Source organism: Streptomyces sp. NPDC051976, assembly GCF_040680795.1.
GTDB lineage: Bacteria > Actinomycetota > Actinomycetes > Streptomycetales > Streptomycetaceae > Actinacidiphila.
This window is the reverse complement of sequence record NZ_JBFAXL010000091.1, coordinates 1-25,615: the sequence shown is the minus strand read 5'-3', so window position 1 is coordinate 25,615 and position 25,615 is coordinate 1. Positions and strand designations below refer to the sequence as shown.

General features: G+C 73.5%; 19 protein-coding genes. 5 read left to right on the top strand and 14 right to left on the bottom strand.

The genetic code is table 11. The annotated features are described in order from the left end of the window. Positions 1 to 205: 205 nt before the first annotated feature. Entirely contained in the window at positions 206 to 850 is a 645-nt protein-coding gene (locus tag AB0M29_RS42260) for a LysE family translocator (protein WP_365392423.1), read from the top strand. 26 nt (positions 851 to 876) lie between these two features. Here AB0M29_RS42260 and AB0M29_RS42255 read toward each other — a convergent pair whose 3' ends face one another. Further along, the gene (locus AB0M29_RS42255) at positions 877 to 1,401 is read right to left on the bottom strand and encodes a hypothetical protein (RefSeq protein WP_365392421.1); all 525 of its coding nucleotides are present in this window, start codon (positions 1,399 to 1,401) and stop codon (positions 877 to 879) included. Positions 1,402 to 1,629: 228 nt separating this feature from the next. Here AB0M29_RS42255 and msrA point away from each other — a divergent pair, with 228 nt between their 5' ends. Both msrA and AB0M29_RS42245 read left to right on the top strand, forming a co-directional pair. Further along, a complete protein-coding gene (gene msrA, locus AB0M29_RS42250) occupies positions 1,630 to 2,136 on the top strand; it encodes a peptide-methionine (S)-S-oxide reductase MsrA (protein ID WP_365392419.1) in 507 nt (168 codons plus the stop codon). 185 nt (positions 2,137 to 2,321) lie between these two features. After that, the gene (locus AB0M29_RS42245) at positions 2,322 to 3,278 is read left to right on the top strand and encodes a tellurite resistance/C4-dicarboxylate transporter family protein (RefSeq protein WP_365392417.1); all 957 of its coding nucleotides are present in this window, start codon (positions 2,322 to 2,324) and stop codon (positions 3,276 to 3,278) included. Here AB0M29_RS42245 and AB0M29_RS42240 read toward each other — a convergent pair. From AB0M29_RS42240 to AB0M29_RS42190, 11 genes are all read right to left on the bottom strand, one after another. Beyond that, positions 3,275 to 4,318, bottom strand: a complete 1,044-nt coding sequence (locus tag AB0M29_RS42240; RefSeq protein ID WP_365392415.1) for a carbohydrate kinase — start codon at positions 4,316 to 4,318, stop codon at positions 3,275 to 3,277. The genes AB0M29_RS42245 and AB0M29_RS42240 overlap by 4 nt on opposite strands. Positions 4,319 to 4,373: 55 nt before the next feature. Then, complete coding sequence (locus AB0M29_RS42235) at positions 4,374 to 5,363, bottom strand: zinc-dependent alcohol dehydrogenase family protein (RefSeq protein WP_365392414.1); 990 nt, start codon at positions 5,361 to 5,363, stop codon at positions 4,374 to 4,376. Then, entirely contained in the window at positions 5,360 to 6,256 is an 897-nt protein-coding gene (locus AB0M29_RS42230) for a carbohydrate ABC transporter permease (protein ID WP_365392412.1), read from the bottom strand. Before AB0M29_RS42230 ends, AB0M29_RS42235 begins: the two co-directional genes overlap by 4 nt. Next, positions 6,256 to 7,227 (bottom strand): sugar ABC transporter permease, encoded by a 972-nt coding sequence (locus tag AB0M29_RS42225; protein WP_365392410.1) that lies wholly within the window; start codon positions 7,225 to 7,227, stop codon positions 6,256 to 6,258. The genes AB0M29_RS42230 and AB0M29_RS42225 overlap by 1 nt, the downstream gene beginning before the upstream one ends. Positions 7,228 to 7,316: 89 nt before the next feature. Then, complete coding sequence (locus AB0M29_RS42220) at positions 7,317 to 8,678, bottom strand: sugar ABC transporter substrate-binding protein (RefSeq protein ID WP_365392408.1); 1,362 nt, start codon at positions 8,676 to 8,678, stop codon at positions 7,317 to 7,319. 137 nt (positions 8,679 to 8,815) lie between these two features. Further along, on the bottom strand, positions 8,816 to 9,583 hold the full coding sequence (locus AB0M29_RS42215; protein ID WP_365392406.1) for a DeoR/GlpR family DNA-binding transcription regulator: 768 nt from the start codon (positions 9,581 to 9,583) through the stop codon (positions 8,816 to 8,818). Positions 9,584 to 9,851: 268 nt separating this feature from the next. Beyond that, a complete protein-coding gene (locus AB0M29_RS42210) occupies positions 9,852 to 10,976 on the bottom strand; it encodes an amidohydrolase family protein (RefSeq protein ID WP_365392404.1) in 1,125 nt (374 codons plus the stop codon). Beyond that, positions 10,973 to 12,325, bottom strand: coding sequence for a glutamine synthetase family protein (locus AB0M29_RS42205; protein ID WP_365392402.1), 1,353 nt, complete (start codon positions 12,323 to 12,325; stop codon positions 10,973 to 10,975). The genes AB0M29_RS42210 and AB0M29_RS42205 overlap by 4 nt, the downstream gene beginning before the upstream one ends. A gap of 36 nt (positions 12,326 to 12,361) precedes the next feature. After that, complete coding sequence (locus tag AB0M29_RS42200) at positions 12,362 to 15,364, bottom strand: hypothetical protein (protein WP_365392400.1); 3,003 nt, start codon at positions 15,362 to 15,364, stop codon at positions 12,362 to 12,364. A 14-nt stretch (positions 15,365 to 15,378) separates the two neighbouring features. Next, positions 15,379 to 16,257 (bottom strand): hypothetical protein, encoded by an 879-nt coding sequence (locus AB0M29_RS42195; protein ID WP_365392398.1) that lies wholly within the window; start codon positions 16,255 to 16,257, stop codon positions 15,379 to 15,381. 25 nt (positions 16,258 to 16,282) lie between these two features. Then, positions 16,283 to 17,938: an amidohydrolase family protein gene (locus AB0M29_RS42190; protein ID WP_365392396.1), complete on the bottom strand. Its 1,656-nt coding sequence runs from the start codon at positions 17,936 to 17,938 to the stop codon at positions 16,283 to 16,285. 138 nt (positions 17,939 to 18,076) lie between these two features. Between AB0M29_RS42190 and AB0M29_RS42185 the strand changes: the two genes are divergently transcribed. Next, positions 18,077 to 18,925 carry a uracil-DNA glycosylase family protein gene (locus AB0M29_RS42185; RefSeq protein WP_365392394.1) on the top strand — a complete coding sequence of 283 codons (849 nt, stop codon included), beginning with the start codon at positions 18,077 to 18,079 and terminating at the stop codon, positions 18,923 to 18,925. A gap of 31 nt (positions 18,926 to 18,956) precedes the next feature. After that, positions 18,957 to 19,748, top strand: a complete 792-nt coding sequence (locus tag AB0M29_RS42180) for a DUF427 domain-containing protein (RefSeq protein WP_365392392.1) — start codon at positions 18,957 to 18,959, stop codon at positions 19,746 to 19,748. A 40-nt stretch (positions 19,749 to 19,788) separates the two neighbouring features. Here the strand turns inward: AB0M29_RS42180 and AB0M29_RS42175 are convergent, their stop codons facing one another. Then, positions 19,789 to 21,141: a M1 family metallopeptidase gene (locus tag AB0M29_RS42175; protein ID WP_365392390.1), complete on the bottom strand. Its 1,353-nt coding sequence runs from the start codon at positions 21,139 to 21,141 to the stop codon at positions 19,789 to 19,791. A gap of 57 nt (positions 21,142 to 21,198) precedes the next feature. Continuing rightward, on the bottom strand, positions 21,199 to 25,068 hold the full coding sequence (locus AB0M29_RS42170; RefSeq protein ID WP_365392425.1) for a Pls/PosA family non-ribosomal peptide synthetase: 3,870 nt from the start codon (positions 25,066 to 25,068) through the stop codon (positions 21,199 to 21,201). Positions 25,069 to 25,615: the final 547 nt, after the last annotated feature.

Here is a 25,615-nt window from a genome sequence, read left to right as displayed (position 1 = left end):
CGTGCCGCGTGCCGCGTGCCGCGTGCCGCGTGCCGCGTGCCGCGTGCCGCGTGCCGCGTGCCGCGTGCCGCGTGCCGCGTGCCGCGTGCCGCGTGTAGGGCTGCTGAGTGCGGCTTGTGCGGCTTGTGCGGCTGGGGCAGGTGGCGGAGATGGACGGCGGATGGGTGGGCGGCGGGGGTGTGACCGGGGGCGGGGGGCTGCCACGATGGGGGGCATGGATCGTCTGCTGGCGCTTGTCGCGGTGTCTCTGCTGGTGATCGCCGTTCCGGGGCCGAGTGTGCTCTTCGTCGTGGGGCGGGCGCTCGCGCACGGCCGGCGGACCGCGCTGGCGACGGTGATCGGCAATGCCGCCGGGTCGTACGGGCTCGTGGTCGCCGTCGCGTTCGGGCTCGGCACCCTGGTGGAGCGCTCGGTGGCGGTCTTCACGGTGGTGAAGCTGCTGGGCGCGGTCTATCTGGTCTTCCTCGGCTGCCAGGCGTTCCGCCACCGCGCGGACCTGAGGGCGGCGGTCGCCGCCGCACCCGACGAGCCGCCGCGCCGGGATCTGCGCGCGATGGCCGACGGCCTCGTCGTGGGGATCACCAACCCGAAGGGCGTGGTGCTCTTCGCCGCGGTGCTGCCGCAGTTCGTCGACCACGCGGCGGGGCACCTGCCCGCCCAGATGCTGCTGCTCGGGATCGTGCCGATCACCATCGGGCTGCTCACCGACACCCTGTGGGGGCTGGGCGCGGCCGCCGCCCGCGGCTGGTTCGCGCGCTCGGAGCGGCGGCTGTCGCTGGTCGGCGGCGCGGGCGGCGTCGCGATGATCGGACTGGGCGTGATGGTGGGTGTGACGGGCCGCGCGGACTGAAGCGGCCCCCCGCGGAAGCGAAAGCGTCAGCGGGCGGCGACCTTGGCGGTGAGGTGCACGAGTCTGGCCACGCCGAACTGCAACGCCAGCGGCAGGGTGTGCGCGGCGGTGACGCCGTGCACCGACGAGAACCGGACGGCGGGCCCGAGGGTGCCGCCGAAGGTCACGGAGCTGTGGGGCATCAGCAGGATCCCGGCCTCGGTCATCATGCCGGTGCGCTTGCCCGGCGCGCCCACCAGCGTGCCGCGCCCCGCCTCGGGGGTGCCCACCATGTCGAGGTGCTCAGGAGTGCCGCTCCCGTTACGGATCGTCATCGTCAGGGTGCCGTTGCCGGACGCGTCGAGATGGGCGACGGCGTCGGTGATGGCCAGGTCGATGTCCGACACCTTCACGCTCACCTGACCGGGGACGTCCGGCGCGCTGCTGGTGGGCTCGGGGTCGTCGGGCGCCGCGGAGTGGCCGCAGCCGGTGGCCACGACGGCGAGGACCGCCGCGGCGGCGACCGCGCGGCCCGTGCGAGCTGTTCCGCCGACGGCGGGGTTTCGCTTCATCCCCGCATCATGTCCCACCCGCCCCGCCCGTCCCCGAACCACCCCCCTCGGGCGGGGCCGGGCGGGGGCCGGGTCCTTCGCGCCCGGCCGCGACCGCCGCACGCGCGCGTTCACTCGCTCACGTTTGGCCGGACGCGCTTGGCCGGGAAGCCTTGGTCAGGCACGCTGGAGGAGGCGGCGCGGCCACCACCGCGCCGACGTCGGACCCGACCAGGAGGAGACACCACCATGAACGACTCGGCCGAGCGCGCGGTCCTCGCGGGGGGCTGTTTCTGGGGGATGCAGGACCTCATCCGCCGCCAGCCAGGAGTGCTCTCCACCCGCGTCGGATACAGCGGCGGAGACGTCAAGAACGCCACCTACCGCAGCCACGAGGGGCACGCCGAGGCGATCGAGATCCTCTACGACCCCTCCGTGCTGACCTTCCGCGGCGTCCTGGAGTTCTTCTTCCAGATCCACGACCCGACCACGCTGAACCGCCAGGGCAACGACCTGGGCACCAGCTACCGTTCGGCGATCTTCTACACCAGCGACGAGCAGAAGCGCGTCGCCGAGGACACCATCGCCGACGCCGAGGCGTCCGGTCTGTGGCCGGGACCGATCGTCACCGAGGTCGCGCCCGTGGGCGACTTCTGGGAGGCCGAGCCCGAGCACCAGGACTACCTGGAGCGCTACCCCGACGGCTACACCTGCCACTTCATCCGCCCCGGCTGGAAGCTCCCCGCCCGGTCGTAGCTCAGGAACCCGCCCGCTCCCACCCCGGCCGCTCCGCGCGCTCGGTGAGCTGCCGGGGGGAGCGGCCGCGGTGGACCAGGTATCCAACGGGGCGTCAGCCGGCCGGCCCGGCAGGCGGCCCGGTGAGGCCCCCGAACGGCCCACCGGGGCGCGCGGCCGGGGACGAGGCGGCGTCGAATGGAGCCGTGCACCGTCAGCTGGGCCGGGTGTGGGCCGAACTGCCGCCCGCGGCGGGCTCCGCCGTCATGGCGACCGGCATCATCTCGGTCGACCTGGAGCAGACCGGCCGCCACGGCCTGTCACTGGCGGCGCTCGCGGTGGCCGCACTGCTCTGGCTGGTACTGGCGGCCGACTTCGGCTGGCGGCTGCTGCGCGACCGCGCCCGCTTCCGCGCCGACGCCGACACCCCTCCCGCGCTGACGGCGGTGGCCGCCACCGCGGTGCTGGGCACCCGGCTCTCCCTCTTCGGCTGGCAGACCGTGGCGGCGGCGCTGCTGGCGCTGGCCGCGGTGGTCTGGCCCGCCCTGCTCGTCCATGTCGTACGCCGCTGGAAGCGGCGGATGCCCGGCGGTGTGTTCCTGGTGTGCGTGGCCGCCGAGGGCCTCGCGGTGCTCGCCGCCGTCCTGTCCACGGCCGACGGGCAGCGCTGGCTCGCCTGGGCGGCCCTGGTCTGCTTCCTGCTCGGCCTGGTCCTCTATCCGTACGCCCTGGCCCGCTTCGACTTCGCCCAGATCATGGACGGGGCCGGCGACCACTGGATCTCGGCCGGCGCCCTCGCCATCTGCGCGCTCGCCGGGTCCAAACTCACCGCCTCCCCGGTGTGGACCGGCGCCGCCCACACCACGCTGCGCACCACCACCCTGGTGCTGCTCGGCCTCGCCCTGGCCGGTTACGTCCTCCTGGCCGCCGCCGAGGTCCGCCGGCCCCGCCCGCACTACGACATGCGCCGCTGGGCCACCGTCTTCCCCCTCGGCATGACGTCCGCCGCCGCCCTGTCCACCTCCGCCGCCGCGCACATCCACTGGCTGCACACCCTCGGCGAGGTCCTGCTCTGGATCGCGGCGATCGCCTGGACGCTGGCGGTGGTGGGCGCGGCCACGGCGACGGCCGCAGAAACGGCCGCGGAGCGGTCCTCGTCCTAGGAGACGCCCTGGGCGGCCAGCTCCGCCGGGGTCGGGGGCTGGGCGCCCTCGCGGGTGCAGGTGAGGGCGGCGGCGCGGACGGCGAAGGCGAGGGACTCGGTCACCGCGGGCGGCAGGCCGCGGCCCGCCGTCGCCGCGCGCAGCGCCGCACGGGCGGCGGGAGGCGCCGTGCCGCCCGCGCCGCCCAGCAGCCCCGCCCGGAGCAGCGAGCTGATCAGGGCCGACATGAAGGCGTCGCCCGCGCCGACGGTGTCCACCACGCGGACGGGACGCGGCGGTGTGTCGTGGTGGCCGTGCCGCCACCAGGCGCGGGCGCCCCGCGCGCCGCGGGTCAGCACCACCAGCGCGGGACCGCTCCGCGCCCACCGCGCCGCCACCTGGTCCGGGTCCAGCCCGGGGTGGAGCCAGGCCAGGTCCTCGTCACTGGCTTTCACCACGTCGCTGGCGGCGACGAGTTCCTCCACCCGGGCGCGCTCCAGGTCCGGTGCGCGGAGCAGGGCGGGCCGCAGATTGGGGTCGTACGACACCGTGGCCGACGGCCGGGCGGCCCGTACCGCGTCGTACACCTGGTCGGCGCCCGGCGGCAGCGCGGCGGCGATCGAACCGGCGTGCAGATGGGCCCGGGGCCCCCGCCGCGGCGCCGCCGCGGCCTCGGGCGTCAGCGACCAGGCGATGTCGAAGTCGTACGTGGCCGCCCCGGTGGGGTCCAGCCGCGCGGTGGCCGTGGACGTGGGCGCGTCGACGACGGAGCCCGGCGCCAACTCGACGCCTCCCGACCGGAGATGGTGCAGCACGGCCGCGCCGGACGGGTCACGTCCGACGCGTGTGGCCAGCCGTACGGGATGGCCCAGCAGCCCCAGGCCCAGCGCGACATTGGCCGGGCTGCCGCCCGGGGCGTCGTGCCGCCGTCCGTCCGGCGCGACCAGGACGTCGGTCAGCGCCTCGCCGATGACGTACGCGGGCAGCGCCGAGGCCGGGAGCACCGGACGCGGCAGCGCCTGGCTCAGGGGCACGGGGGCCGGGGGCACTGGGGCGGCCATGGAGAACTCCTGCGGGGAGAGGGGGTGTTGGCGGGGACGGTGCGTGCGCCGGGCGTCAGGGCACGATCTGGATCTTGCGGCCCTTGCCCGCCTGGAACTGCCGCAGGCCCGCCGCGTAGTCGTCCAGCGGCAGCCGGTCGCTGATGAAGACCTCCGGGTCGAGCACACCGCCCGCGAAGAGCTGCGCGGCCCGCTCGTAGCTGTGCAGCACGGCCATCGACCCGGTGATGGTGATCTCCTGGTTGTAGATCCGGTACGGCTCGATGACGGCACGCGCCGCGTAGTCCGCGACCCCGAACTGCAGGAAGGTGCCGCCCTTGCCGACCCGGCCCAGCGCGTCCTGGATGGCGGAGGCGTTACCGGTGGCGTCGATCACCACGTCCCAGCCGCGCGGCCGCTCGACCTCGTCCGCGGTGGTGACCGCGTTGCTGCAGCCGAGCGTGCGGGCGGTCGCCAGCCGGTCCTCGTTGATGTCGACCATGTCGACGCTCGCCGCGCCGGTGCGCTTGGCCAGCTCCAGCATCATCAGCCCCATCGTGCCGGAGCCGTAGATGAGGACGTTGGTCGCCAACTGGCTGCGGAGGATGTCGTATCCGCGGACCGCGCAGGACAGCGGCTCGATCAGGGTGGCGTCCGCGGTGCGCAGATGGCCGGGCAGCTTCACGCAGTTGGCGGCGGGCGCGACGGCGAACTCGGCGGCGCCGCCGGGGTTGGTGACACCGATCGCCGCCCAGCGCTCGCAGAGGTTGTTGCGGCCGATCCGGCAGTAGTGGCACTCGTGGCAGTACAGCGACGGGTCGACGGCCACCTGGTCGCCGAGGGCGAGTTCGCGCACCTCGGAGCCGAGGGCGACGACCTCACCGGCGAACTCATGGCCCGGCACGATCGGCAGCGTCGGGGCGAACTCGCCCTGCAGGATGTGCAGATCGGTGCCGCACAGGCCGCACGCGGCGACCCGCACGACGACGTCGCGCGGCCCGGGCGCCGGGTCGGCCACGGTCTCGATGCCGACGACTCCGGGCGCGCTGATGACGGCTGCTTTCACTTGACTGCTCCAAGAGAGAGGCCCTGGACGAGCTTGTCCTGGGCGGCGAACCCGGCGGCCAGCACCGGCAGGGAGATACAGACGGCCGCTGCGCAGACCTTGGCCAGGAACAGCCCCTGGCTGGTGACGAAGCTGGTGAGGAAGACCGGCGCGGTGCCCGCCGTGACACCGGTCAGCACCCGGGCGAACAGCAGCTCGTTCCAGCTGAAGATGAAGGAGATCAGCGCCGTGGCGGCGATCCCCGGCATCACCACCGGGGCGATGATCCGGGCGAGGATCGTCGGCAGCCCGGCGCCGTCGATCGAGGCCGCCTCCATGATCTCCACGGGGACGTCGGCGAGGAAGGACCGCATCATCCACACCGCGATCGGCAGGTTCATCGAGGTGTAGAGGATGACGAGCAGCCAGATGTTGTCCAGCATCCCGGCGTTCTTCGCGATCAGGTACACCGGCAGCAGCCCGGCCACCGCGGGCAGCATCTTGGTGGACAGGAAGAAGAACATCACGTCCGTCCACTTGCGCACCGGCCGGATCGACAGCGCGTACGCGGCCGGTACCGCCAGCAGCAGCACCAGCAGGGTGGAGGCGACGCTGGCGGTGAAGGAGTTGATCAGCGGCGGCCAGGGGCTGACGCCGGTGCCCGCGCCGAAGAACTCGCGGTAGCCGTGCAGGGTCAGCGGGGCGCCGAGCTTGGGCGGATTGGTCGCCGCGTCCTGCTCGCTGTGCAGCGAGGTGAGCACCATCCAGCCGAAGGGCAGGAAGAACAGCAGCCCGCACACCCAGGCCAGCAGGCCCAGCAGTCCGCGGTTGCGCCGCTCGGCGGACGCGCGCCGGCCGCGGCCGCGTTCAGGGGCATGGGCACCGCGCGGCGCGAGGGTGGTTGCCGTGGCCATCAGCGGGTCTCCTCTCGGAACAGCGACGAGACGGTCCGCAGCGCGAAGGTGGCCACGATGATGGACAGCGCCACCACGATGACGCCCTCCGCGGACGCCTGCCCGTAGTCATGGGCCTGGTAGAAGGTGGTGTAGACGGTGTACGGCAGGTTGGCCGTGCCCAGTCCGCCGGAGGTGATGGTGAACACCGCGTCGAAGTTCTGCACCACGTACACGGTGCCGAGCAGCGCGGCCAGTTCCAGGTAGCGGCGCAGATGAGGGAAGGTCAGATAGCGGAAGATCTGCCAGTTCCCCGCCCCGTCCACCCGGGCGGCCTCGATCACGTCGGTGGGGCGGCTCTGCAGTCCGGCGAGCAGGATCAGCATCATGAACGGCGTCCACTGCCACACCAGCGCCGCCTCCACCGCCAGCTTCGGTGACTGCGAAAGCCAGTCCGTCTGCGGGGCGTTGTCGCTGCCGAACAGCTTCCACACCCAGTTCAGGCTGCCGTTGATGAGGCCGTACTCCGCGTTGTACAGCGCGTGCTTCCACAGCAGCGCCGACGCCACCGGCACGACGAGGAACGGCGTGATGAGCAGGGTGCGCACGATGCCCCTGCCGAGGAACTTGCGGTCGAGCAGCAGCGCGAGGCCCAGCCCCAGCACCAGGCTGACCAGGACCACGGAGACGGTGAGCACCACCGTGGTGGTGAGCGCCGAGCGCAGCTGCGGGTCGGTGAACTCGGTCTTGTAGTTCTGGATCCCGGCGAAGCCGCGGTTGCCCGGGTCCAGGGCGTTCCAGCGCATGAAGGAGATCACCAGGGTGCCGACGAACGGCAGTTGGGTGACCACGATCATGAACAGCAGTGCCGGGAGCAGCGGGGCCCGCCGGGCCCACGCGCCGCGCTGCCGCCGTCGCCTCGCCGCCCGGGGGGCCGGGCGTCCGGTGGACCGCGGCACGCGGACTTCGGTGGTGATCGATGGTGTACTCATGGTCTCTTCCGCTTCTCGCCCGGCCCCCGGCCCCGTGTCAGGGGCCGGGAGGCGGAGGAACCGTCGGGTGGGGAGGGCCGGAACGCGCGCTACTTCGCGTACTTGTCGGTCACCTTCTGGGCCAGCGACTGCCCGGACTTGAGGGCCTTGTCGACGCTGGTCTGACCGGCGATGGCGGAGCTGATCTGCTGGGAGACCTGGGTGCCGAGGTTGGTGAACTCGGGGATGCCGACGAACTGGATGCCCGGCGCGGGCCGCGGCTGCACACCCGGGTTGGCCGGGTCGGTGGCGTCGATGGCCGTCTGGGTGGCCTTGGCGAAGGACGAGGCGGCGGCGACGTACTGCGGGTTCTCGTACGTCGAGGTGCGCTTGCCCGCCGGGAGCCGGGACCAGCCCAGCGTCTTGCCCACCAGGTTCTCGTAGGACTTGCTGGAGGCCCAGGAGATGAACTTCCAGGCGTCGTCCTGGTGCTTGCTCGCCTTCTGCAGGCCCCAGGCCCAGGTGTACAGCCAGCCCGAGCTCTTGGTCTGGTCGACGGGGGCGGGCGCGTAGCCGATCTTCCCGGCCACCGGCGAGTCACTGGCCTCCAGTGATCCGGCCGCCGAGGTCGCGTCGTACCACATGGCGACCTTGCTCTGCTCCAGGTCGTTGAGGCACTCGGTGAACCCGGCCTGCGGGGCGCCGGCCTCGCCGTGCTTGCGCACCAGGTCGACGTAGAACTGCGTCGCCTTGGTGAACGCGGGGCTGTCGACCTGAGCCTTCCAGTCCTTGTCGAACCAGGTGCCGCCCATGGTGTTGACCACGGTGGTCAACGGAGCCATGACCTCGCCCCAACCGGGCTGGCCGCGCAGGCAGATGCCCTTCATGCCGGGCTGGGCGCCGTCGGCCTTGGCGGCCAGGTCGGCGACCTGGGTCCAGGTCGGGTTGGCGGGCATCGTGAGGTTCTTGGCCGCGAAGACGTCCTTGCGGTACATCAGGAACGAGGACTCGCCGTAGAACGGCTCGGCGTAGATGTCGCCGCCCGAGGTGAGGGACTGCGCGATGGGCGGCAGGATGTCCTTCTGGTCGAAGGCGGTGTCGGCGTTCGCGTGCGAGGTGAGCGGCGCCAGCCAGCCGTTCTTGGCGTAGATCGGGGCCTCGTAGTTGCTGATGGTGGCCACGTCGTACTGGCCCGCCTGGCTGGAGAAGTCCTGGGTGATCTTGTCGCGGACGTCGTCCTCGGGAAGCACGGTGAAGTTGACCTTGATACCGGTGGACTTGGTGAAGTTGGCGGCCGTGAGCTTCTGCAGGTCCACCATCTGCGGGTTGTTGACCATCAGCACATTGATCGAGTGGGCGCCCGAGCCGCCCCCGGCGCCGCCGGCCCCGGAACAGGCCGCCAGCAGCGTGCCGCTAACGGCCAGCGCGGCCAGCGGAAGGGTGCGGCGCAGGGTCTTGTTTCTTGATCTCACGGTGGATCCCTTCATGTAGTGAGATGAGGGTCAAGCGAGGGGGGACGGCCCGGCTGCCGGCCGGGAGGTCGGATGGCGGCACGGCTGACGTGCGTTCGGCGCCCGTGACGGCGAACGGCGGGTGGGGCGGCGGGGGTTCAGACGCGGAAGACCCGCGGCCCCAGCAGGGTGTAGCGGTGCGCCTCGGCGCTCGACAGCCCGGTGTCGGTGACGATCGCCTCGAAGTCGCCGACCTCGGCGAAGCGGCAGAAGCTGCTCGCGCCGAACTTGCTGTGGTGCCCCATGAACACCCGTCTGCGGGAGACCGCCAGGGCCTTGGACTTGACGTCCGCGACGACCGGATCGGGGGTGGTGAGGCCGAGTTCGCGGGAGATGCCGTTGGCCCCCACGAACGCCAGGTCGATGACGAACCCGGACAGCATGGCGCAGGCCCAGGAGCCGACGGTGGCGAGCGTCCGGGCCCGGACGCGGCCGCCGAGCAGCAGCACGGTGAGGTTGGCGCAGTCGGCGATCGCCGCCGCCGTCGACAGCGACGCGGTGACCACGGTCAGCGGCCGGTCGCCCGGCAGCAGTGCGGCCAGGAGCTGGGGAGTGTAGCCCTCGTCGACGAACACGGTCTCCGCCTCGCCGATGAGCTGGGCCGCCTCGGCGGCGATCCGGCGCTTGTCGGCGATGTGCAGGTTCACCCGCTGCGCCAGGTCGGTCTCGAAGCCGGCGCCCTCCACGGGGTAGGCGCCGCCGTGGGTACGGCGCAGCAGTCCGCGCTGCTCCAGGACTCCGAGGTCGCGGCGGATGGTCTCCGGTGCGACGGCCAGGTCGACGGCCATGGTGGCAACCTCGACCTGCCCCTGGTGACGGGCCAGCGCGAGGATGCGGTGCTGGCGCTCTTCGGCTCTCACCGCCATCACCTCGCCCTCGGCTCGCCCGTCCCGGGCACGGTCTGCCCGGTTTTCGTCTGGAGACATTTATACCGACGAGACGTAGCAGGCCATCTGCCCATAACGGACAGCATGCTGCCCGTTTCTGCCCGGATCCGCGGCGCCGCGGCCCCTGTCTACCGGGCGCCGCCGTGCCGACCGCACGGCGCCGCTGCCCGCTTCGGCCTCACGGCTGCCCGATCAGGCAGGCCCGCCCCACCGGCGGGGCGCCCGGGTGCCGCGCTCGGCCGCCGGTTCAGAGGCGGTAGGCGCGCAGCGCGTTCTCCCGGCCGATCATGGTGACGACCCGCCGGGCGTCGGGCTCCGACCACTCACCGGCGTCCACCCATGCCTGGGCCGCCGCGGCGGTCCCGCGGCGCCACAGGTCCGCGCCCAGGTAGTGGAGTTCGGCCGGGCCCCAGGCGTCGGAGGAGTACAGCAGCCTGGCGAAGGGCGCCAGTTCCATGGACTCGGCGATGACGGCCCCGGCGCGGGCGCCCACATGGTTCACGGCCAGACCCACGTCGACGTACACATTGCCGAACGCCTGCGCCAGATAGCCCGCCTCGCGGTGGAAGGGATAGCAGTGCAGCAGCATCACGGGGACCGCGGCCGCCGCCGGCTGGCGCAGCAGGCCGAGCAGCAGCAGCGGATTGACCCGGTGCAGGTCCAGGTCCCGGTCGCCGAACCCGGTGTGCACCTGGAGCGGCAGCCCCAGCTCCAGCGCTCGGTGGACGCCGTACCGCAGCAGCACCGGGTCGGTGAGCCGCGGCAGCGGACCGGCGTCCGCCAGCCAGCGCGCCGCCGCCTCCCGTACGGACACGGCGGCGGGCGGGCTCCAGTCGAGGTCGAGACCGGCCCGGTAGGCGACCACGGTCTTCAGCCCGACCGCGTCGCGGGCGGCCTCCCGCAGCAGCTGGCCGAACGCCTCGGCGTACGCGGATCCCGTCGTGCCGTCGGCCGCCAGCGACTCGGCCAGCGTCTCCAGGCGTACGACCTCGTGGCCCGCGCCGCCACCGGCCCGCGCCAGCGCCTCGGGGGAGAGCAACTCGTCGCCCCGGTAGCCCGCGTCGACGATCCAGTGGTCCACGCCCGCGGCGGGCAGCATCCGCCGGGCGACCTCCGCCTCGCCGAGTTCGGCGCGCCGGGCCCAGTAGTCGTCGGCGGGGGCGTGCGGCGGCAGGTCGAGCAGCGGGGCGCACCAGCGGCGGACGGCGAAGCCGAGCTGGGAGTCGAACTGCGTCGTCCCGGGTGGAACCGGCCCAGTTCCGGCCTCGTTGAGCGACTCCTCGAAACGGGCCCGGGTCAGGGGCACGTCGAAGGCGCCGTGCACATGGTGGTCGACCAGCCGCAGGCCCGCGGTGAACTCCCGCAGGCTCACGACGACCACGCGAAGCGGAAGCGCTCGGCGAGTTCGGCCGTGCCCAGGGTGCCGTAGGCCCGCAGTTCGTGGTGGCGGACCGCGAGCAGCGCCTCCCAGATCTCCTCGCCGAGCAGCGCGCGGGCGGTGGCGGAGCCCTCCAGCGCCTCCAGCGCGGCGGCCTGGGTGACGGGCAGCCGCTCGACGGCCGGCTCCTCGGCGGGGTTCACCGGCACCTCGCCGGGCAGCTCCGCGCCGCGCGCGACACCGTCGGCGGCGAGCCCGAGCAGGACGGCGGTCGCCAGGTAGACATTGGCCGAGGGGTCGCCGCACTTCAGCTCGACATGGGCGCCGTACGGGTTGCCGCCGGTCGCGGCCACCAGCCGGACCGCTGCCTCGCGGTTCTCCAGGCCCCAGCAGGCGAACGCCCCCGACCACCTGCCGGGTTTCAGCCGCGCCGACGACAGCGGCGAGCCGCCGAAGACGGCCAGCGTCCCGGGCAGTCCGGCCACGATCCCGGCGACGGCCGCCGCCCCCTCCCGCGTCAGGCCGTGCGGTTCGCCGCCACCCGACAGCAGCGGCACCCCGTCGCGTTCCAGCGACAGATGGAGATGGGCGCCGTTGCCGGCGCCCCCGTCGAACGGCAGCGGGGAGAAGGACACCAGCATCCCGTGGCCGCGCGCGACCCGCCCGATCAGCAGCCGCGCCAGCACCACGTCGTCGGCCGACCGCAGCGGCTCCGCCGGGGCGAGCGACACCTCGAACTGCCCGACGCCGTACTCGGCGTGCAACTGCTCCACCGGCACGCCCGCGCTCTCCAGCGCGTCGGTCACGTCCGCCAGGAAGGTGCCCCGGTCGAGCACCGCGCCCAGCCCGTACCCCTGCCAGTGCCGCGCGGGCAGCGCCTGCCCGTCGCCGTCGGTGAGGGTGAACTCCAGCTCGTGGCCCACCTTCGCGGTCAGCCCCGCCGCCTCGGCCGCCGCCTGGGCGCCGCGCAGCGCACCCCGGGCGCAGCCCGCCGACGGCGTGCCGTCCTGGTGGAAGAACTCGGCCGGCGCCCACGCGTACCCGTCGCCGATCGCCCGCGCCGCAGCCAGGTCGGCGCGCAGCCGCAGGTCACCGACCACGTTCAGCTGCTCGGTGAACGCGAGCGCGTTGTCGGCGCAGAAGACGTGCCAGCTCGGCGAGGCGCCCATGCCCGCCGTGTGGAAGACCCCGGCCCGCCGCAGCGGCACCGCCTTGGCCCGGGCCACCCCCGCCATGTCCGACACCGAGCCGATGAGCACGCGCACGCCGCTGTCGGTGAGTTCGGTCAGCCGCCGCGACACCTCGGCGTCGGACAGTACGGGCAGACAGTCGCTGATCGGCACGTGGCCTCCAGTCCTGGGGGGTCGGCACCCGCCACGCTAGTGGAGCGGCGGTCCGCCGGCCGCCCCGTCGTCCAGCAGGGCCTGGACCCGTGCGCCGATGTAGCGGCCCAGCGACTGGTAGGCGTCGAACTGCTGGTGGTCGAACCACTGGTCGCTGGTGCTGTCGTGCGGGAAGACCGGGTTGGAGGCGGCGTACGACAGCAGGTCGTACGGGAGTTCCGCGGTGAGCGTGCTGCGGGCGACGATCAGGGTGCCGTGCGGGCTGGGCGGCCCGCCGTCGACCGTCAGATTTCTCGGGTAGAGGATGTCGCCGGTGACGACCGCCGTCTTGGACAGCCGGGAGTTGAGGGCGGACAGCGTGCTCTCCGGTTCCAGCGGGTCGGCGCTGCCGGGGGCCAGGCTCGTCGGGTCGTGCAGGGTGATGGTGATGCCGAGTTCCTCCCGGGCCAGCGCGATGGCCTGCGCGAGCGTGGTGGCGAAGGGCGGCACGTCGCCGCTGGCGTCGACGCACACCGCGGTGCGCACGCCCTGCCGCAGCAGCTCGACCAGGCCCAGGTTCTCGTAGTGCCCGCCGTCGGTGACCAGCAGCAGCCGGTCGTCCATCGGGTAGCGGCCGAGCACCTCCCGCAGCAGATACGGCAGCCGCCGCAGCACCTGCTGCGGCGGCAGTTCCCAGCGCCCGCCGTCCTTCCACAGCTCCGCCAGGGCACCCGGGTTGGGCAGCCAGGTGCCCAGCCGGGCGTTGGACAGCGCGAACAGCGTCTGGAAGGCCCGGGCCTGCGCGCCCATCGCGGACGAGAAGGCGGCGCCGGACACCGCCACGGCGGACTCCACCGTGAGGTCACGGGCGATGTGCCGCTTGGTACGCCGCTCCAGGCACGTGGTGCAGGCGTAGCCGACGTCGGGGCCGCCCACGTAGTCGTGCGACAGGGTGAACGACACCGCGCGGCGGCCCGGCGGGGTGCGGTCGCTGCCGGAGAGGTTCGCGGCGGCGGCGAAGATGACCTGCGGGAAGTCCCGCTGCCTGGCGCCGTAGCGGCTGAGCGCGGTCACCTCGTTGTCGAAGTCGAAGGGCGCCGCCACCTCCACCCCGTCCGCGCCGGTGACCCGGCGCACGGCGAAGGCGGCCGACAGCCGGCGCCGGTAGAACGGGTGCAGTCCCATCCAGGTCTGGTCCAGGCTCACCCCGAGGAAGAGCAGCATCGCCGGGATGCCGATCTGCGCCCAGTGCGGCCAGTCCCAGCCGGTGGCGGTCGTGAAGCCCAGGATGTAGAGGAAGGCGACGGCCAGCAGCACCAGTACGAGCCACACCACCACGTACTGCACCAGGCCGTTGGGCACGGCGCGGCTCAGCCCGGGGCGTCCGCGGACGGTGTCGAGCACCTTGGACAGGCCGCCGCGCAGCGTCTCCCGGCGCCGCCACAGGGTGCTGACCAGGGCGGCGACATAGGTGAGCAGCACCGTCAGCCCGGCGCCCGCGGCGGCGTCCGGACGGCCGACGTCGAGCTTCGACTGGACAGCGACGGTCAGCCAGGCCAGCAGCGGGACGAAGACCACCACCGCGGAGAGCGCCACCGCGAGCACCACCAGGGCCTGGAACAGCCGGGCCATCACGGCGCCGAGGCGGTCCACGCGCAGCCAGGCGTACGCCAGCAGCCACAGCAGCCAGGTCGCCGCCGCGGCCATCAGCACCACGAGCACCGACCAGACCGCCGGGTGGCGGAACATCGGCCGCTCCGGCGCCGCGCACCCCCGGCAGAACACCCCGCCCGCCCTGACCAGCGCCGACAGGTCGGTCACCGGCACGTGGTGGTACGCCCAGCTCAGGCCGAGGCCCAGGGTGGCGGTGGTGGCGGCGAGCAGGAACAGCGAGGCCAGCAGCCCGCGCAGCAGCACCCCGAGGGCCACCGTCCACTCCCCGGTGCCGTCTGCGACGTACTTGGAGTGCCGCCGCAGATGGTCCTCCTCCGGCGAGCCCGGTTCGAAGACGTCCTCGGCCGTCACGGCGGTCAGCGGGTCGGTGTCGTGGCCCGGTGCGGTGAGCGGGTCGCCGGGGTCCGGCGCGGTACCGGTCACCGCCTCCAGTTCGGCGCCCGCGAGGGCCAGTTGCATGGCGCCGACCGTGTAGCCGCCGCCCGACACCGAGACCAGGTAGCGGGCCCGCAGCAGTGAGCGGCGCAGCGACTGCAGGGCGCCGAGGGTGACGCAGGCCGAGCGGATGCCGCCGCCGGAGACGCAGAAGCCGAGCGCGGCGCCGGTGCGGCCCGGGGCCGAGCGCCCCTCGCAGCGCCAGTGCGCGGCCTGCGGCATCGCGGGGTCCTTGCGCAGCCCGGTCACCACGGTCGGCCAGCGGCTGCCGTCGGAGCGGATCACCGGCCGGGGCGGGACGACCTCGGGCCGGTCCGCCGGATGGTCGTGCGCGGGCGGCGGGGGCGCGGGCTCGCGTGCGGGCAGCCGCAGCAACCGCCGTACGCCCGCCGCCAGTCCGCGCCACAGCCGCTGCCACGGCTCGTACAGCAGCGACCTGCCGGTGCGGGAGACCGTGGTCACCCACACCACGAAGGCCAGCAGGCCGACCGCCGCCAGCAGCAGCCACTTCACGGTGGCCAGCGTGGTCGCCACCGCGTACGGCCGGTCGCCGTGCGCGTGGCCGTCCACGGCGAGGACGAGCAGGATGTTCTCCGCCAGGCCGCACGCCCAGCCCAGCAGCGCCGTGCCGACCGCCCAGTGCGCCACCGACTGCCCACGTCTGCTGGTGAAGGCGTAGCGGCCGAGCAGGAAGACCAGCACCAGCGTCACCAGGGAGCAGGTGAGCAGCGCGAAGTCGGCCTCCAGCGCCCTGCGGAAGGCCGCCGTGCGGGCGCCGGTCTCCACCAGGGCGGCCGCTTCCGTACCGGCGAGCTGCAGGGGCACGGTGTCGAGGTCCGGCGTGCGCCACTCGTAGTAGGCGAGCCCGACCGCGCCGGGGACCAGTGCGGCCAGTGCCCACAGCAGGCCGGTACGGGCGGAGACCCGTGGGGGGAGGGAGAAGCGAGGCATCACAGGTCCCCTGCCTAGGCGGCGCCCTGGCCGCCCTCCCAGGTGCCCTCCGCGGTGTTCCCCGCCAGCAGGTCGGCGATGTGGGAGGCCCACACGTCGGCCCGGGAGGCGGTGGACTGCTTGACGGCGGCGGTCAGGGTGCGGGCGGCGGTGAAGTCGGCGGAGCGGGGGCCGCTGGTGGCGATCCGCGCGTTGGTCTTGGTGTGCGCGTCGATCGCGGAGCGCAGGCTGCCCGCGCGGGACGTCATCTTGCCCAGGTCGCGGAACTCGGGCTGCGCGCCGTCGAACCAGACCTGCTGCCACCAGTGGTCGGAGACCGGGTCGCGCCAGCTCAGATAGCCGCCCTTGAGCACCTTGCGGGGCCCGTCGAGCTTGCCGGAGAAGCTGTAGCGCACGCCCGGCGCGGTGACCGGGTCGTAGAAGTGCGGGGTGAGGAAGTCGGAGACCAGCAGACCGTTGACGGTGTAGGCGTTCTCGGGCGCCTCCGGCGGGTCGGCGACCTCCACCAGGAACTCGACCACGCCCTGGTCCTGCTTCGGCGACTGCCCGGCCACCAGGCGGTTGCCCCAGGGGTCGCCGAGCATCTCCAGCATCTCGTGGCTGGCCGTCAGCGACCAGCTGTCGCTGTACTGGATCAGCGAGAACGGCTGGCCGTTCTTGTCCATGTGCACACCGGCCGCGCCCGGTTCGCCGATGTCGTCGCGGACGATCAGCGGCCAGTAGCCGACGGGCACGTCCTTGAGCTTGTCGAAGGCGTCGACGGACGCCGGGATCTGCCAGATCGGGCAGAAGTCGCGGACGGCCTGCTTCTGCAGGGCGGCGGCGACCCGGTTGAGCTGGGACGGGGTGATCCGGCTGGTCTCGGAGACCAGCGCGAGCTGAGTGGCGAGCATGGGGACTCCTCGGAGGCGCGAAGGGTCAGCGCAGCAGGTGGGACAGCTGTGCGCCGTAGCCGTCGGGCAGGTTCCTCTCGGCGGTCAGGGTGTGCAGGTAGGCGCGGTCGGCGGAGGCCGTCAGCGGGTCGAGGCCGACGGCCGTCAGACCGTCCGCCGCTTCCGGCGCCGCCGCGGAGGTGGTGGACGGCGGGCCGATCTCGGGTCCGGAGGGCGTGTGCGCCCCGGTCAGCAGCGGGAGCCTGGGCCGTAGTTCGGCGCCGGTCGGCTGTATCTCGTCCAGGGCTATGCGCCAGCGCACCTCGCCGTCGGGCAGCGCGGTGAGCGGCGTCGCGTGCGAGGCGCGGGCGGCCAGCGCGGGCAGGTCGGCCAGCGCGGCGGTCAGCCGCTCGACGGCCTCGGCCAGCGTCAGCCCGGCCACGACCGGCTCGGCGGCCGTGTCGGGCAGGTTGAGCGAGCGCTGCGCGGGCATCCCGGCGGGCGCGTCCTCCAGCGCGGCGCCCGGCGCCAGCTTCCGCATCAACGGGCGGGTGCCGTACCGGGGGACGCCGTCGATCACCACCAGCCGTATGTCGGTGTCCTGGGCGTCGACCAGCGAGGTGTACGGGTCGGTGCCGCTGTCCTTCACCACGAGCAGATCGGCGCGCAGCCCCGGCCGCAGGGAGCCGAGCGCGGCGTCCCAGCGCAGGATGCGGGCCGCGTCCCGGGTGGCCATGGCGACCAGTTCCCGGTCGGTGAAGACGTCCCCGGCCGCGGTGGACGCCAGCCGGGCGGCCTTCAGCTCACCGAGCAGCCCCTTGCTGCCGGAGACCGACCAGTCGGAGCCCAGCCCCATCAGCACCCCCGCCTTCTTGGCGGCGGCGATGTCGGCGGTCCTGCCGTACAGCAGCAGGTTCGACAGCGGCGACCACACCATGGACCCGCCGTGGGCGGCGAGCACCGCGAAGTCGTCGGCGGTCAGGGCCGTGCAGTGGATGCCCACCAGGTTGTCGGTGATGGCCCACTCGCCGGGCGCGAACTCCAGCGCCTGGAAGTGCGCGCGGGCGTCGTCGTCGACACCTTCCGCCAGATGGAGCAGTTGCCGGTGCGGCTGTTTCAGGCGGGCCAGGAACTTCGCCGCGTCGGTCGCCTCGACGTCGGCGATCCTCGATGCCGCCTCGGGCAGGTCCGGGTCGTCGGTCTGCTCCACGTTGCGGATGACGCCGCGGTACATCCGGCGGGCGCCCATGTTGCTGAACAGCGCGATGCCCTGACTGGTCGTGGTGCCGTTGACCAGCGCCTTGGCCTCCACGTAGCGCACGACGGCGGGCATCAGCTTCGGGTCCTGGCCGAGTACGGTCATCGGCCCGGTGACCAGCGCGTGGTAGGCGGGGTTCGTGGCGCCGCCCCACTGGGAGCGGTTGCCGTACGTCTTCGGCACGTCCCAGAGCGGGAGCACGTCGTACGGCAGGTGGTTGTGCAGTTCGATCAGGCCCGGGTACACCGAGCCGCCGACGGCGACGGGCTTGACGCCCTCGAAGCCGTCCGGGGCGGGGTCACCGGCCGGGCGGATGTCCGCGATGGTGCGGCCGCCGACGTAGAGGACGCCGTCGTCGACCACCGTGTCGCGCGCGTCGAGGGTGACCACGCGGCCCCGCAGGGCGTACCGGGGGGTGTCCGGGGGAGTGGCGGGAGACGGCATGTCGGTTTCCCTTTCACTCCGCTCCCCGGGGGAAGCGTGCGGGCCGGTCACCACTACTCAACAGTCGTAATGTCGTACTGTCACCTTGTATGCACCTATCGTCATGACTGATCCCCCCACTTGGAGTAGGAGGCCGGCATGCACGCATTCGACCCCGGCTACGCCCGCGATCCCTATGCGACGCTCGTCGGCGACTACCCGGACGAGGACGTCTACCCGGTGGGCGACTTCCGGGTGGAGTGGGGGCCGATCTTCCACCGGGGCAGACTCGACGGGAGCGCGCGGGTGCTCGTCATCGGCCAGGACCCGGCCGCCCACGAGACCGTCGCCCGCCGCATCCTGGTCGGCACCGCGGGCCGCCGCTTCCAGGGATTCCTCGGCAAGCTCGGCATCGACACCAGCTACGTCATGGTCAACACCTTCCTGTACAGCGTGTACGGCCAGGGCGGCGGCAGCGCGCACGCCAAGGACCAGCACATCGCCGGCTACCGCCACCGGTGGCTCGACGCGCTCGTCGGCGACAACACGATCGAGGCGGTCATCTCGCTCGGCGGGCTGGCCGACACCGCCTTCCACACCTGGCGTGACGCGCCGGGCAGCGCACCCTACTCCGGCGCGTACCAGCACATGGTGCACCCGACCTTCCCCGACAGCTCGATCGCCTCGGGATCGGACCCGGTGACGTCGTGGACGCGGCTGCTGGAGGACTGGAACGCGGCGCTGACCGCGCTGCACGGCGTCGTCACCCCCGACACCGCGCGCCCGCCGGTCCCCTACGACGCCTCGCCGGCCGCGGTGGCCGCGGTGGTCGCCGCCAAGAAGCTGCCCCCGGAGGACCTCGGCACGATTCCCGAGGCCGACCTCCCCGCCGGGCTGCCCGCGTGGATGCGCTCGGACGAGCCGTGGGCGAAGCGGGTGGGGCCGACGCCCGAGGAGAAGCGGGCTACTGTCGAAGTGACGGTCCCCGAGAAACTGCGGCCCTTCTGACCACCGCCCGAACGCGCGCACAGGAGGCGTCATGACCGACTCCGCACGGCACCCGGAACAGCCCGCGCCCGGCTACCCGGCCTCGCTCGCCCCCGCCGGGCACGTCGAGCCCGTGCCGCGGCGCATCCGCGGCTTCGTCGCCGGCCGCCCGGTGCTGGACACCCGGCGGGCCCGCTATGTGTGGGAGTGGCCCGCCTACCCGCAGTACAGCATCCCGGTCGCCGACGTGACCGGCGGCGAACTCGTCGACGAGGGACACGAGGAGAAGCGGGCCCCGGGCACGGTACGGCGGCACGCGCTGCGGATCGGCGCGGAACTGCGGCCGGGCGCCGCCTGGGTGTGGGCCGACGACGCGGCCGAGGGGCTCGCGGGCACGGTCCGCTTCGAGTGGGACGCGCTGGACGCCTGGTTCGAGGAGGACGAGCACGTCTTCGTGCACCCCAGGAGTCCGTACACCCGGGTGGACGCACTGCGCTCCAGCAGCCATGTCCGGGTGGAACTCGACGGGCTGCGACTGGCCGACGCGCCCTCCTGCGTCCCCGTCTTCGAGACCGGGCTGCCCACCCGCTACTACCTCGACCGCGCCTTCGTCGACTTCACCCTCCTGACGCCCAGCGACACCGTCACCGCCTGCCCGTACAAGGGCACCACCAGCGGCTACTGGTCGGTCCGCACCCCGCGCGGCACCCACAAGGACCTGGTCTGGGCGTACGACTTCCCGACCCGGCAGCTGTCGCCGATCGCCGGGCTGGTGTGCTTCTACAACGAGCGGGCCGACCTGTACGTCGACGGCGAGCTGCTGCCGCGCCCCAAGAGGCACTGATCGGGCGGCGGGCACACGAACCCGGCGCGGGCCCGCCGCCTCAGCGCACCGCCGTCGGCAGCGGCGGCAGAACCGTGCCGTGCAGCCAGCCGTCGAAGACGCCGTCGAGCGGGCGGGTGGTGTACTGCCGGGCGTGGGCGGCGAGCCCCTCGGTGGTCACCACGCCGTGCTGGTGGATCGCGGTCCAGCCCTTGAGCATCCGGAAGAAGGCGCCCTCGCCCAGGGCGCAGCGCAGCGCGTGCACCGCCAGCCCGCCGCGCTGGTACAGCCGGTCGTCGAACATCAGCCGCCGCCCGGGGTCCGACAGCCGAAGGTCCTGCCGCTGACCGGCCAGCAGCCGGTGCGCGTCTGCGGCGCGCGCGGCGGCGGTCGGGCCGCCGGTGTGCTCCGACCACAGCCACTCCGCGTACTTGGCGAAGCCCTCGTTGAGCCAGATGTGCCGCCAGTCGGCGATCGACAGGCTGTTGCCGAACCACTGGTGCGCCAGTTCGTGCGCGACCAGCCGCTCGGAGGCCCGCTCGCCGCCCAGATGGTTGGTGCCGAAGGTGGCCATGCCCTGCGCCTCGACGGGCACGTCCAGCTCCTCGTCGGCGACCACCACCGTGTACTCGCCGAAGGGGTACGGCCCGAAGACGTCCTCGAAGAAGTCCATCATGCGGGTCTGCCTGCCGAAGTCCGTGGTGAACTCCGGCACCAGCCGCGCGGGCACAAAGGCGGTCTGCGGCACCGGGCGCCGGGCGTCGAAGGCCGACGAGCCGCCGGTCAGCCGTACCGTCTCGTACCGGCCGATCGAGACCGTCACCAGATAGCTGGAGGTCGGCGCCGTCTGCTCGTACACCCAGGTGGTGCTGCCCGCCCGGGTGGTCCTCGCCAGCAGCCGCCCGCCGACGACCACGGTGTACGGCGTCGGCGCGGTGACCGAGATCTGGTACGACGCCTTGTCGGCGGGGCGGTCGTTGCACGGGTACCAGGACGACGCGCCGACCGGCTGGCTGGCCACCAGCGCGCCGTCGGTCAGCTCCTCCCAGCCCAGACCGCCCCACTGGCTGCGCACCGGCCGCGGGTTGCCGGTGTAGTGCACGTCGACGGTGAAGGCGGCGCCGGGGGAGATCACCTTCGCCGGGCGGATCCGCAGCTTGCCGCCCCGGTGGGTGTAGTGCGCGGCCCGGCCGTCGACCAGCACCTTGCTGAGCCGGAAGTCGGCCAGGTCGAGGGTGAACTCCCGCAGCGGCTCCCGGTCGGCCACCGCGCTGAGCCGCGCGGTGCCGCCGAGCCGGTTGGAGGCGGGCCGGTAGGTCAGTGCCAGTTCGTAGCGGTGTATCCGGTAGCGGATGTCACCGTGGGCGGGGAAGTACGGGTCCACGCCACGCGCTACTGCCTGCTTCTGACTCAACGGTCGTACGCTCCCTCGTGGTCCACCGGAGGACCGCTCTCGTCGGGCTGTGCCTCTTCACTTGCCCTGCCAAACCTCTGCCGGGTTGCCCAGCCAGCGGGTTTCCGCCGGAATGGACTCCGCGCGCATCACCAGCGAGGCCGGACCCAGGGTGCTGCGCGCCCCGACCTCGCTGCCGGGCAGCACGATGCCACCGGGACCGAGCGTGGCGCCCTCGCGCAGCACCACCGTATCCATCCTCATGATCCGGTCGTGGAAGAGGTGGGTCTGCAGGACGCAGCCGCGGTTCACGCACACCCCGTCCTCCAGGGTCACCAGGTCCGCCTCGGGCAGCCAGTAGCTCTCGCACCACACGCCGCGGCCGACCTTCGCGCCGAGCCCGCGCAGCCACACGTTCATCACCGGGGTGCCCGGCACCCAGCCGACCAGCCACGGCACCGCGAGCACCTCGACGAAGGTGTCGGCGAGCTCGTTGCGCCACACGAAGCCGCTCCACAGCGGGCGCTCGACCGCGCGGAAGCGGCCGACCAGCAGCCACTTGGCGGCGACCGACACCAGCGCGGCGGTCGTCCCCGCGGCCAGCAGCACCAGCCCGGACAGCAGCGCCGCCAGCCAGAGCGAGCCGGTCCCGGCGATCCACGCCAGCAGCGCCAGGGTCAGTACGGCCAGCGCGGCGGAGGCCAGCACCGGCACCATCCGGCAGACCTCGACGAGACCGCGCGCCCACACCAGCCGGGCCGGCGGCTCGTAGGTCAGGCTCTCGTCGCCGTCGTCGGCCGCCCGGGGCAGCCGCACCGGCGGCATTCCCAGGTACGAGCGGCCCTCCTTGGCCTTCTTCGGGGTCGCGGACAGCACGCCCACCAGGCCCCGGTCCGGCACGATGCGCCCCGGTGCGGTCATCCCCGAGTTGCCGAGGAACGCCCGCTCGCCGATCTCGGCGGGGCCGATCCGCAGCCAGCCGCCGCCCAGTTGGTACGGCGCGACCAGCGCGTCGTCGGCCAGGAAGGCGCCGTCGCCGACGGTGGTCATGCTGGGCAGCGCCAGCACGGTCGACACCTCGGCGCGGCTGCCGACCTTCATGCCCAGCGCGCGCAGCCAGAACGGGGTGATGAGTCCGGCGTAGAGCGGGAAGAGCGTCTCGCGGGCGGCGTCCATGAGCTGGCTGACCGTCCAGGACTGCCAGCCGATCCTGCTGTGCAGCGGGTGCCAGCCGGGGCTCAGCCCGATGCTGAGCAGCCGCACCGCGGCGACCAGCAGCGCCGCGTAGGCCAGACCGAACGCCAGCGTGGCGGGTACCAGGGCGATCAGCGCGCCGCGCAGGGCGCCGCCGAGTCCCGCGCCGGACGGGATGATGGCGCCCGCGACCGCCAGGGCGGCGACCGCCGCGACCACCGGCAGCAGGCTCAGGCCGATGCCGCTGGCACCGTAGGCCGCGGCCCAGCCGGTCCTGCGGGGCGGCCGCTGCTTGGGCCAGCGCCGCTCTGCCTTGCCCAGCTTGACCGCGGGCGCACCGGCCCAGCGCTGGCCGGTCGGCACCTGCCCGGTGACACTGGAGCCGGCCGCGACCTGCGCCTGCTTGCCGACCCTGGCGAAGGGCAGCAGGGTGCTGCGGGTGCCGACCACCGCGCCGGAGCCGACCTTGACCGGGCCGATCTCCAGCCGGTCGCCGTCCACCCAGTAGCCGGACAGGTCGACCTCGGCCTCGATCGCGCAGCCGCGGCCCAGCTTGAGCATGCCGGTGACCGGCGGCAGCGAGTGCAGGTCCACATCGGGACCGATACGGGCGCCCAGCGCACGGCCGTAGCGGATCAGCCAGGCGCCGGACAGCCCGGTGGCGCCGGACAGTTCGGCGAGCCGCTCCGCGGTCCACAGCCGCAGATGCAGGCTGCCGCCCCGCGGATAACTGCCGGGCCGCAGATCGCGCAGCAGCAGCCGCGCCCCGCCGGCGGCGATGGCGAGCCTGCCGGGCGGGCTGAACAGCACCAGGGCGGCGGCCCCGACCAGCCACCAGGAGGCGGTCGGTGCCCACGGGTAGCCGCCGAACCAGGCCAGCACATTGCCCAGCGCCAGCAGCCCGACCGTCCAGCGCAGTCCGACCAGGGTGAACAGCGGCAGCAGCAGGAGCAGTTGGACGATCTTGGCCCGGGTCGGCACCGGCGCGATCGTACGGGCCTGGCGGTCGCCCTGCGCCGAGCCGTCCAGCAGCCGGGCCAGCTTGCGCACGGTCGGCCGCTCGTAGATGTCCAGCACGCCGACCGCCGGATAGCGCACGCGCAGCAGGGTGGTGAGCTGGGCGGCGGCCAGGCTGCCGCCGCCGATCGCGAAGAAGTCGTCCCGGGCGTCGAGGACGGGCACCCCCAGGATCTCGCTCCACTGCTCGGCCACCCACCCCTCGGTGCCGGTGAGCCGCTCGCCGTCGGCCGCTTCCGCGGCATCGGTCTCCGCGCTGTCCGGCAGCGGCCAGGGCAGCGCGGCCCGGTCCACCTTGCCGGAGGTACGGGTGGGCAGTGAGTCGACCGGGGCGAGCAACGGCACCAGGGCGGCGGGCAGTTGGGCGCGCAGCTGCTCGACGGCCTGCTTGCGGTCCCAGTCGTCGGCCACCACCACATAGCCGACCAGCAGTTGGTTGCCGCGCCGGGCCGAGCGGACGGCCGCGGCGGCGCCCTGCACACCGGGCAGTGCCTGCAACGCGGCGTCCACCTCGCCGAGTTCGATCCGCCGGCCGCCGAGCTTGACCTGCTCGTCCGCCCGCCCCAGGAAGACCAGTCCCTCGGGCTCGGCCTGGACGAGGTCGCCGCTGCGGTAGGCGCGGTCCCAGCCCAGCGTCTCCAGCGGGGCGTACTTCTCGGCGTCCTTCTCAGGGTCGAGATAGCGGGCGAGGCCCACGCCGCCGATGATGAGCTGGCCGCTGCGGCCCATCGCGACCGGCAGTCCGGCCTCGTCGACCACCGCCAGGTCCCAGCCGTCCAGCGGCAGCCCGATCCTGACCGGGCCCTCGCCGGTGAGCAGCGAGGCGCAGGCGACGACGGTGGCCTCGGTGGGACCGTAGGTGTTCCACACCTCGCGGCCCTCGGTGACGAGCCGTTCGACCAGTTCCGGCGGGCACGCCTCACCGCCGAAGATCAGCAGCCGCACCTCGTTGAGCGCCTCGGCGGGCCACAGCGCGGCGAGGGTCGGCACCGTGGACACCACGGTGATCTCCTGCTCGGCGAGCCACGGGCCGAGGTCGGCGCCGCCGCGCACCTGGGAGCGCGGTACGGGCACCAGGCAGGCGCCGTGCCGCCAGGCGAGCCACATCTCCTCGCACGAGGCGTCGAAGGCCACCGACAGACCGGCCATCACCCGGTCACCGGGGCCGATCGGCTCCTCCTGGAGGAAGAGCGCGGCCTCGGCGTCCACGAAGGCCGCCGCGTTGCGGTGGGTGACCGCCACGCCCTTGGGCTTGCCGGTGGAGCCCGAGGTGAAGATGATCCAGGCGTCGTCCTCGGGCGCCGGGCGGCGTTGGGGCGCGGGGGTGGTGCGCTCGCCGGTCAGCGTGAGGTGGCGGTCCTCGCCCAGGAAGGCGCTCACCGCGGCCTCGCCGAACACCAGGTCGGCGCGCTCGTCGGGGTCCTCGGCGTCCACCGGGACATAGGCGGCGCCCACCGCGAGGACGGCGAGGACGCAGATGTAGAGGTCGTTGGTGCCCGACGGCACCCGTACCCCCACCCGGTCGCCGGCGCCGATGCCGGCCTGCGTCAGCCTGCGGCGCAGTGCGTTGACCTCGGCGGCGAGCGCACGGTACGTCAGCGCGTTCCGGCCGTCGTCCAGGGCGGGTTCGAGCGGATGCGTGAGGACGGTGGCCTCCAGCACGTCCAGCAGCGTCCGCGGGCCGGGGGCCTCGCGCCCCGGGAACCGGGCGATCGGTACGCCCGGCCGGTCGGTCATGTCGCCCCGGTCCGCCTGCCGCTCCTCGCTCCGCAGAGTGTCGCTCCGCGCCGTCAGATTCATGCGTTCCTCGTCCCTCGTCCCCCGTCGCTACGGTGCCCGCAACCCGGGGGAGGTGACGTACCGGTGAGGGCCTTGTGAGGGCGTCGCACGCGGTACCAAAGCAAGACAAGCGACCAATATTAGTGCCAGTCTGCCGGGCCAACGGCCGTACCGCCGGAGGCGTCTGTCACGTCGGGGCGGGTGCGGGCGGCGGTGGAAAGGGTCTGACCTGCGCGGACGGTGGGGCAGGTCGCGGGGCCCTGCAACCGCCGTCTGCGGCCGAACGGGCCATGGCGGGCCCGACTCCGGCCCCGCACTGCCGGAGGATACGCCGCCCCCCGCCCCGGGGCGACCCGCCACACCCCGTAGCGACCCGTTCACGCCCCGGGCCGCACCGGCCGCGCCCGTTAGGGGCGCGGGGAAGCGCGCTGCGCTTGCGGAGGACGATGCGCCCCGTAGGGGCGCGGGGAACTGCGCGGCCCGCCCCCACCGGCCGGTGGTCCGA

Bases quoted from the DNA above. Each gene is read 5' to 3' on its own strand.
- AB0M29_RS42260 (WP_365392423.1), top strand. From the start codon at position 206: ATGGGGGGCATGGATCGTCTGCTGGCGCTTGTCGCGGTGTCTCTGCTG.
- AB0M29_RS42255 (WP_365392421.1), bottom strand. From the start codon at position 1,401: ATGAAGCGAAACCCCGCCGTCGGCGGAACAGCTCGCACGGGCCGCGCG.
- msrA (WP_365392419.1), top strand. From the start codon at position 1,630: ATGAACGACTCGGCCGAGCGCGCGGTCCTCGCGGGGGGCTGTTTCTGG.
- AB0M29_RS42240 (WP_365392415.1), bottom strand. From the start codon at position 4,318: ATGGCCGCCCCAGTGCCCCCGGCCCCCGTGCCCCTGAGCCAGGCGCTG.
- AB0M29_RS42230 (WP_365392412.1), bottom strand. From the start codon at position 6,256: ATGGCCACGGCAACCACCCTCGCGCCGCGCGGTGCCCATGCCCCTGAA.
- AB0M29_RS42225 (WP_365392410.1), bottom strand. From the start codon at position 7,227: ATGAGTACACCATCGATCACCACCGAAGTCCGCGTGCCGCGGTCCACC.
- AB0M29_RS42215 (WP_365392406.1), bottom strand. From the start codon at position 9,583: ATGGCGGTGAGAGCCGAAGAGCGCCAGCACCGCATCCTCGCGCTGGCC.
- AB0M29_RS42200 (WP_365392400.1), bottom strand. From the start codon at position 15,364: ATGCCTCGCTTCTCCCTCCCCCCACGGGTCTCCGCCCGTACCGGCCTG.
- AB0M29_RS42195 (WP_365392398.1), bottom strand. From the start codon at position 16,257: ATGCTCGCCACTCAGCTCGCGCTGGTCTCCGAGACCAGCCGGATCACC.
- AB0M29_RS42190 (WP_365392396.1), bottom strand. From the start codon at position 17,938: ATGCCGTCTCCCGCCACTCCCCCGGACACCCCCCGGTACGCCCTGCGG.
- AB0M29_RS42185 (WP_365392394.1), top strand. From the start codon at position 18,077: ATGCACGCATTCGACCCCGGCTACGCCCGCGATCCCTATGCGACGCTC.
- AB0M29_RS42180 (WP_365392392.1), top strand. From the start codon at position 18,957: ATGACCGACTCCGCACGGCACCCGGAACAGCCCGCGCCCGGCTACCCG.
- AB0M29_RS42170 (WP_365392425.1), bottom strand. From the start codon at position 25,068: ATGACCGACCGGCCGGGCGTACCGATCGCCCGGTTCCCGGGGCGCGAG.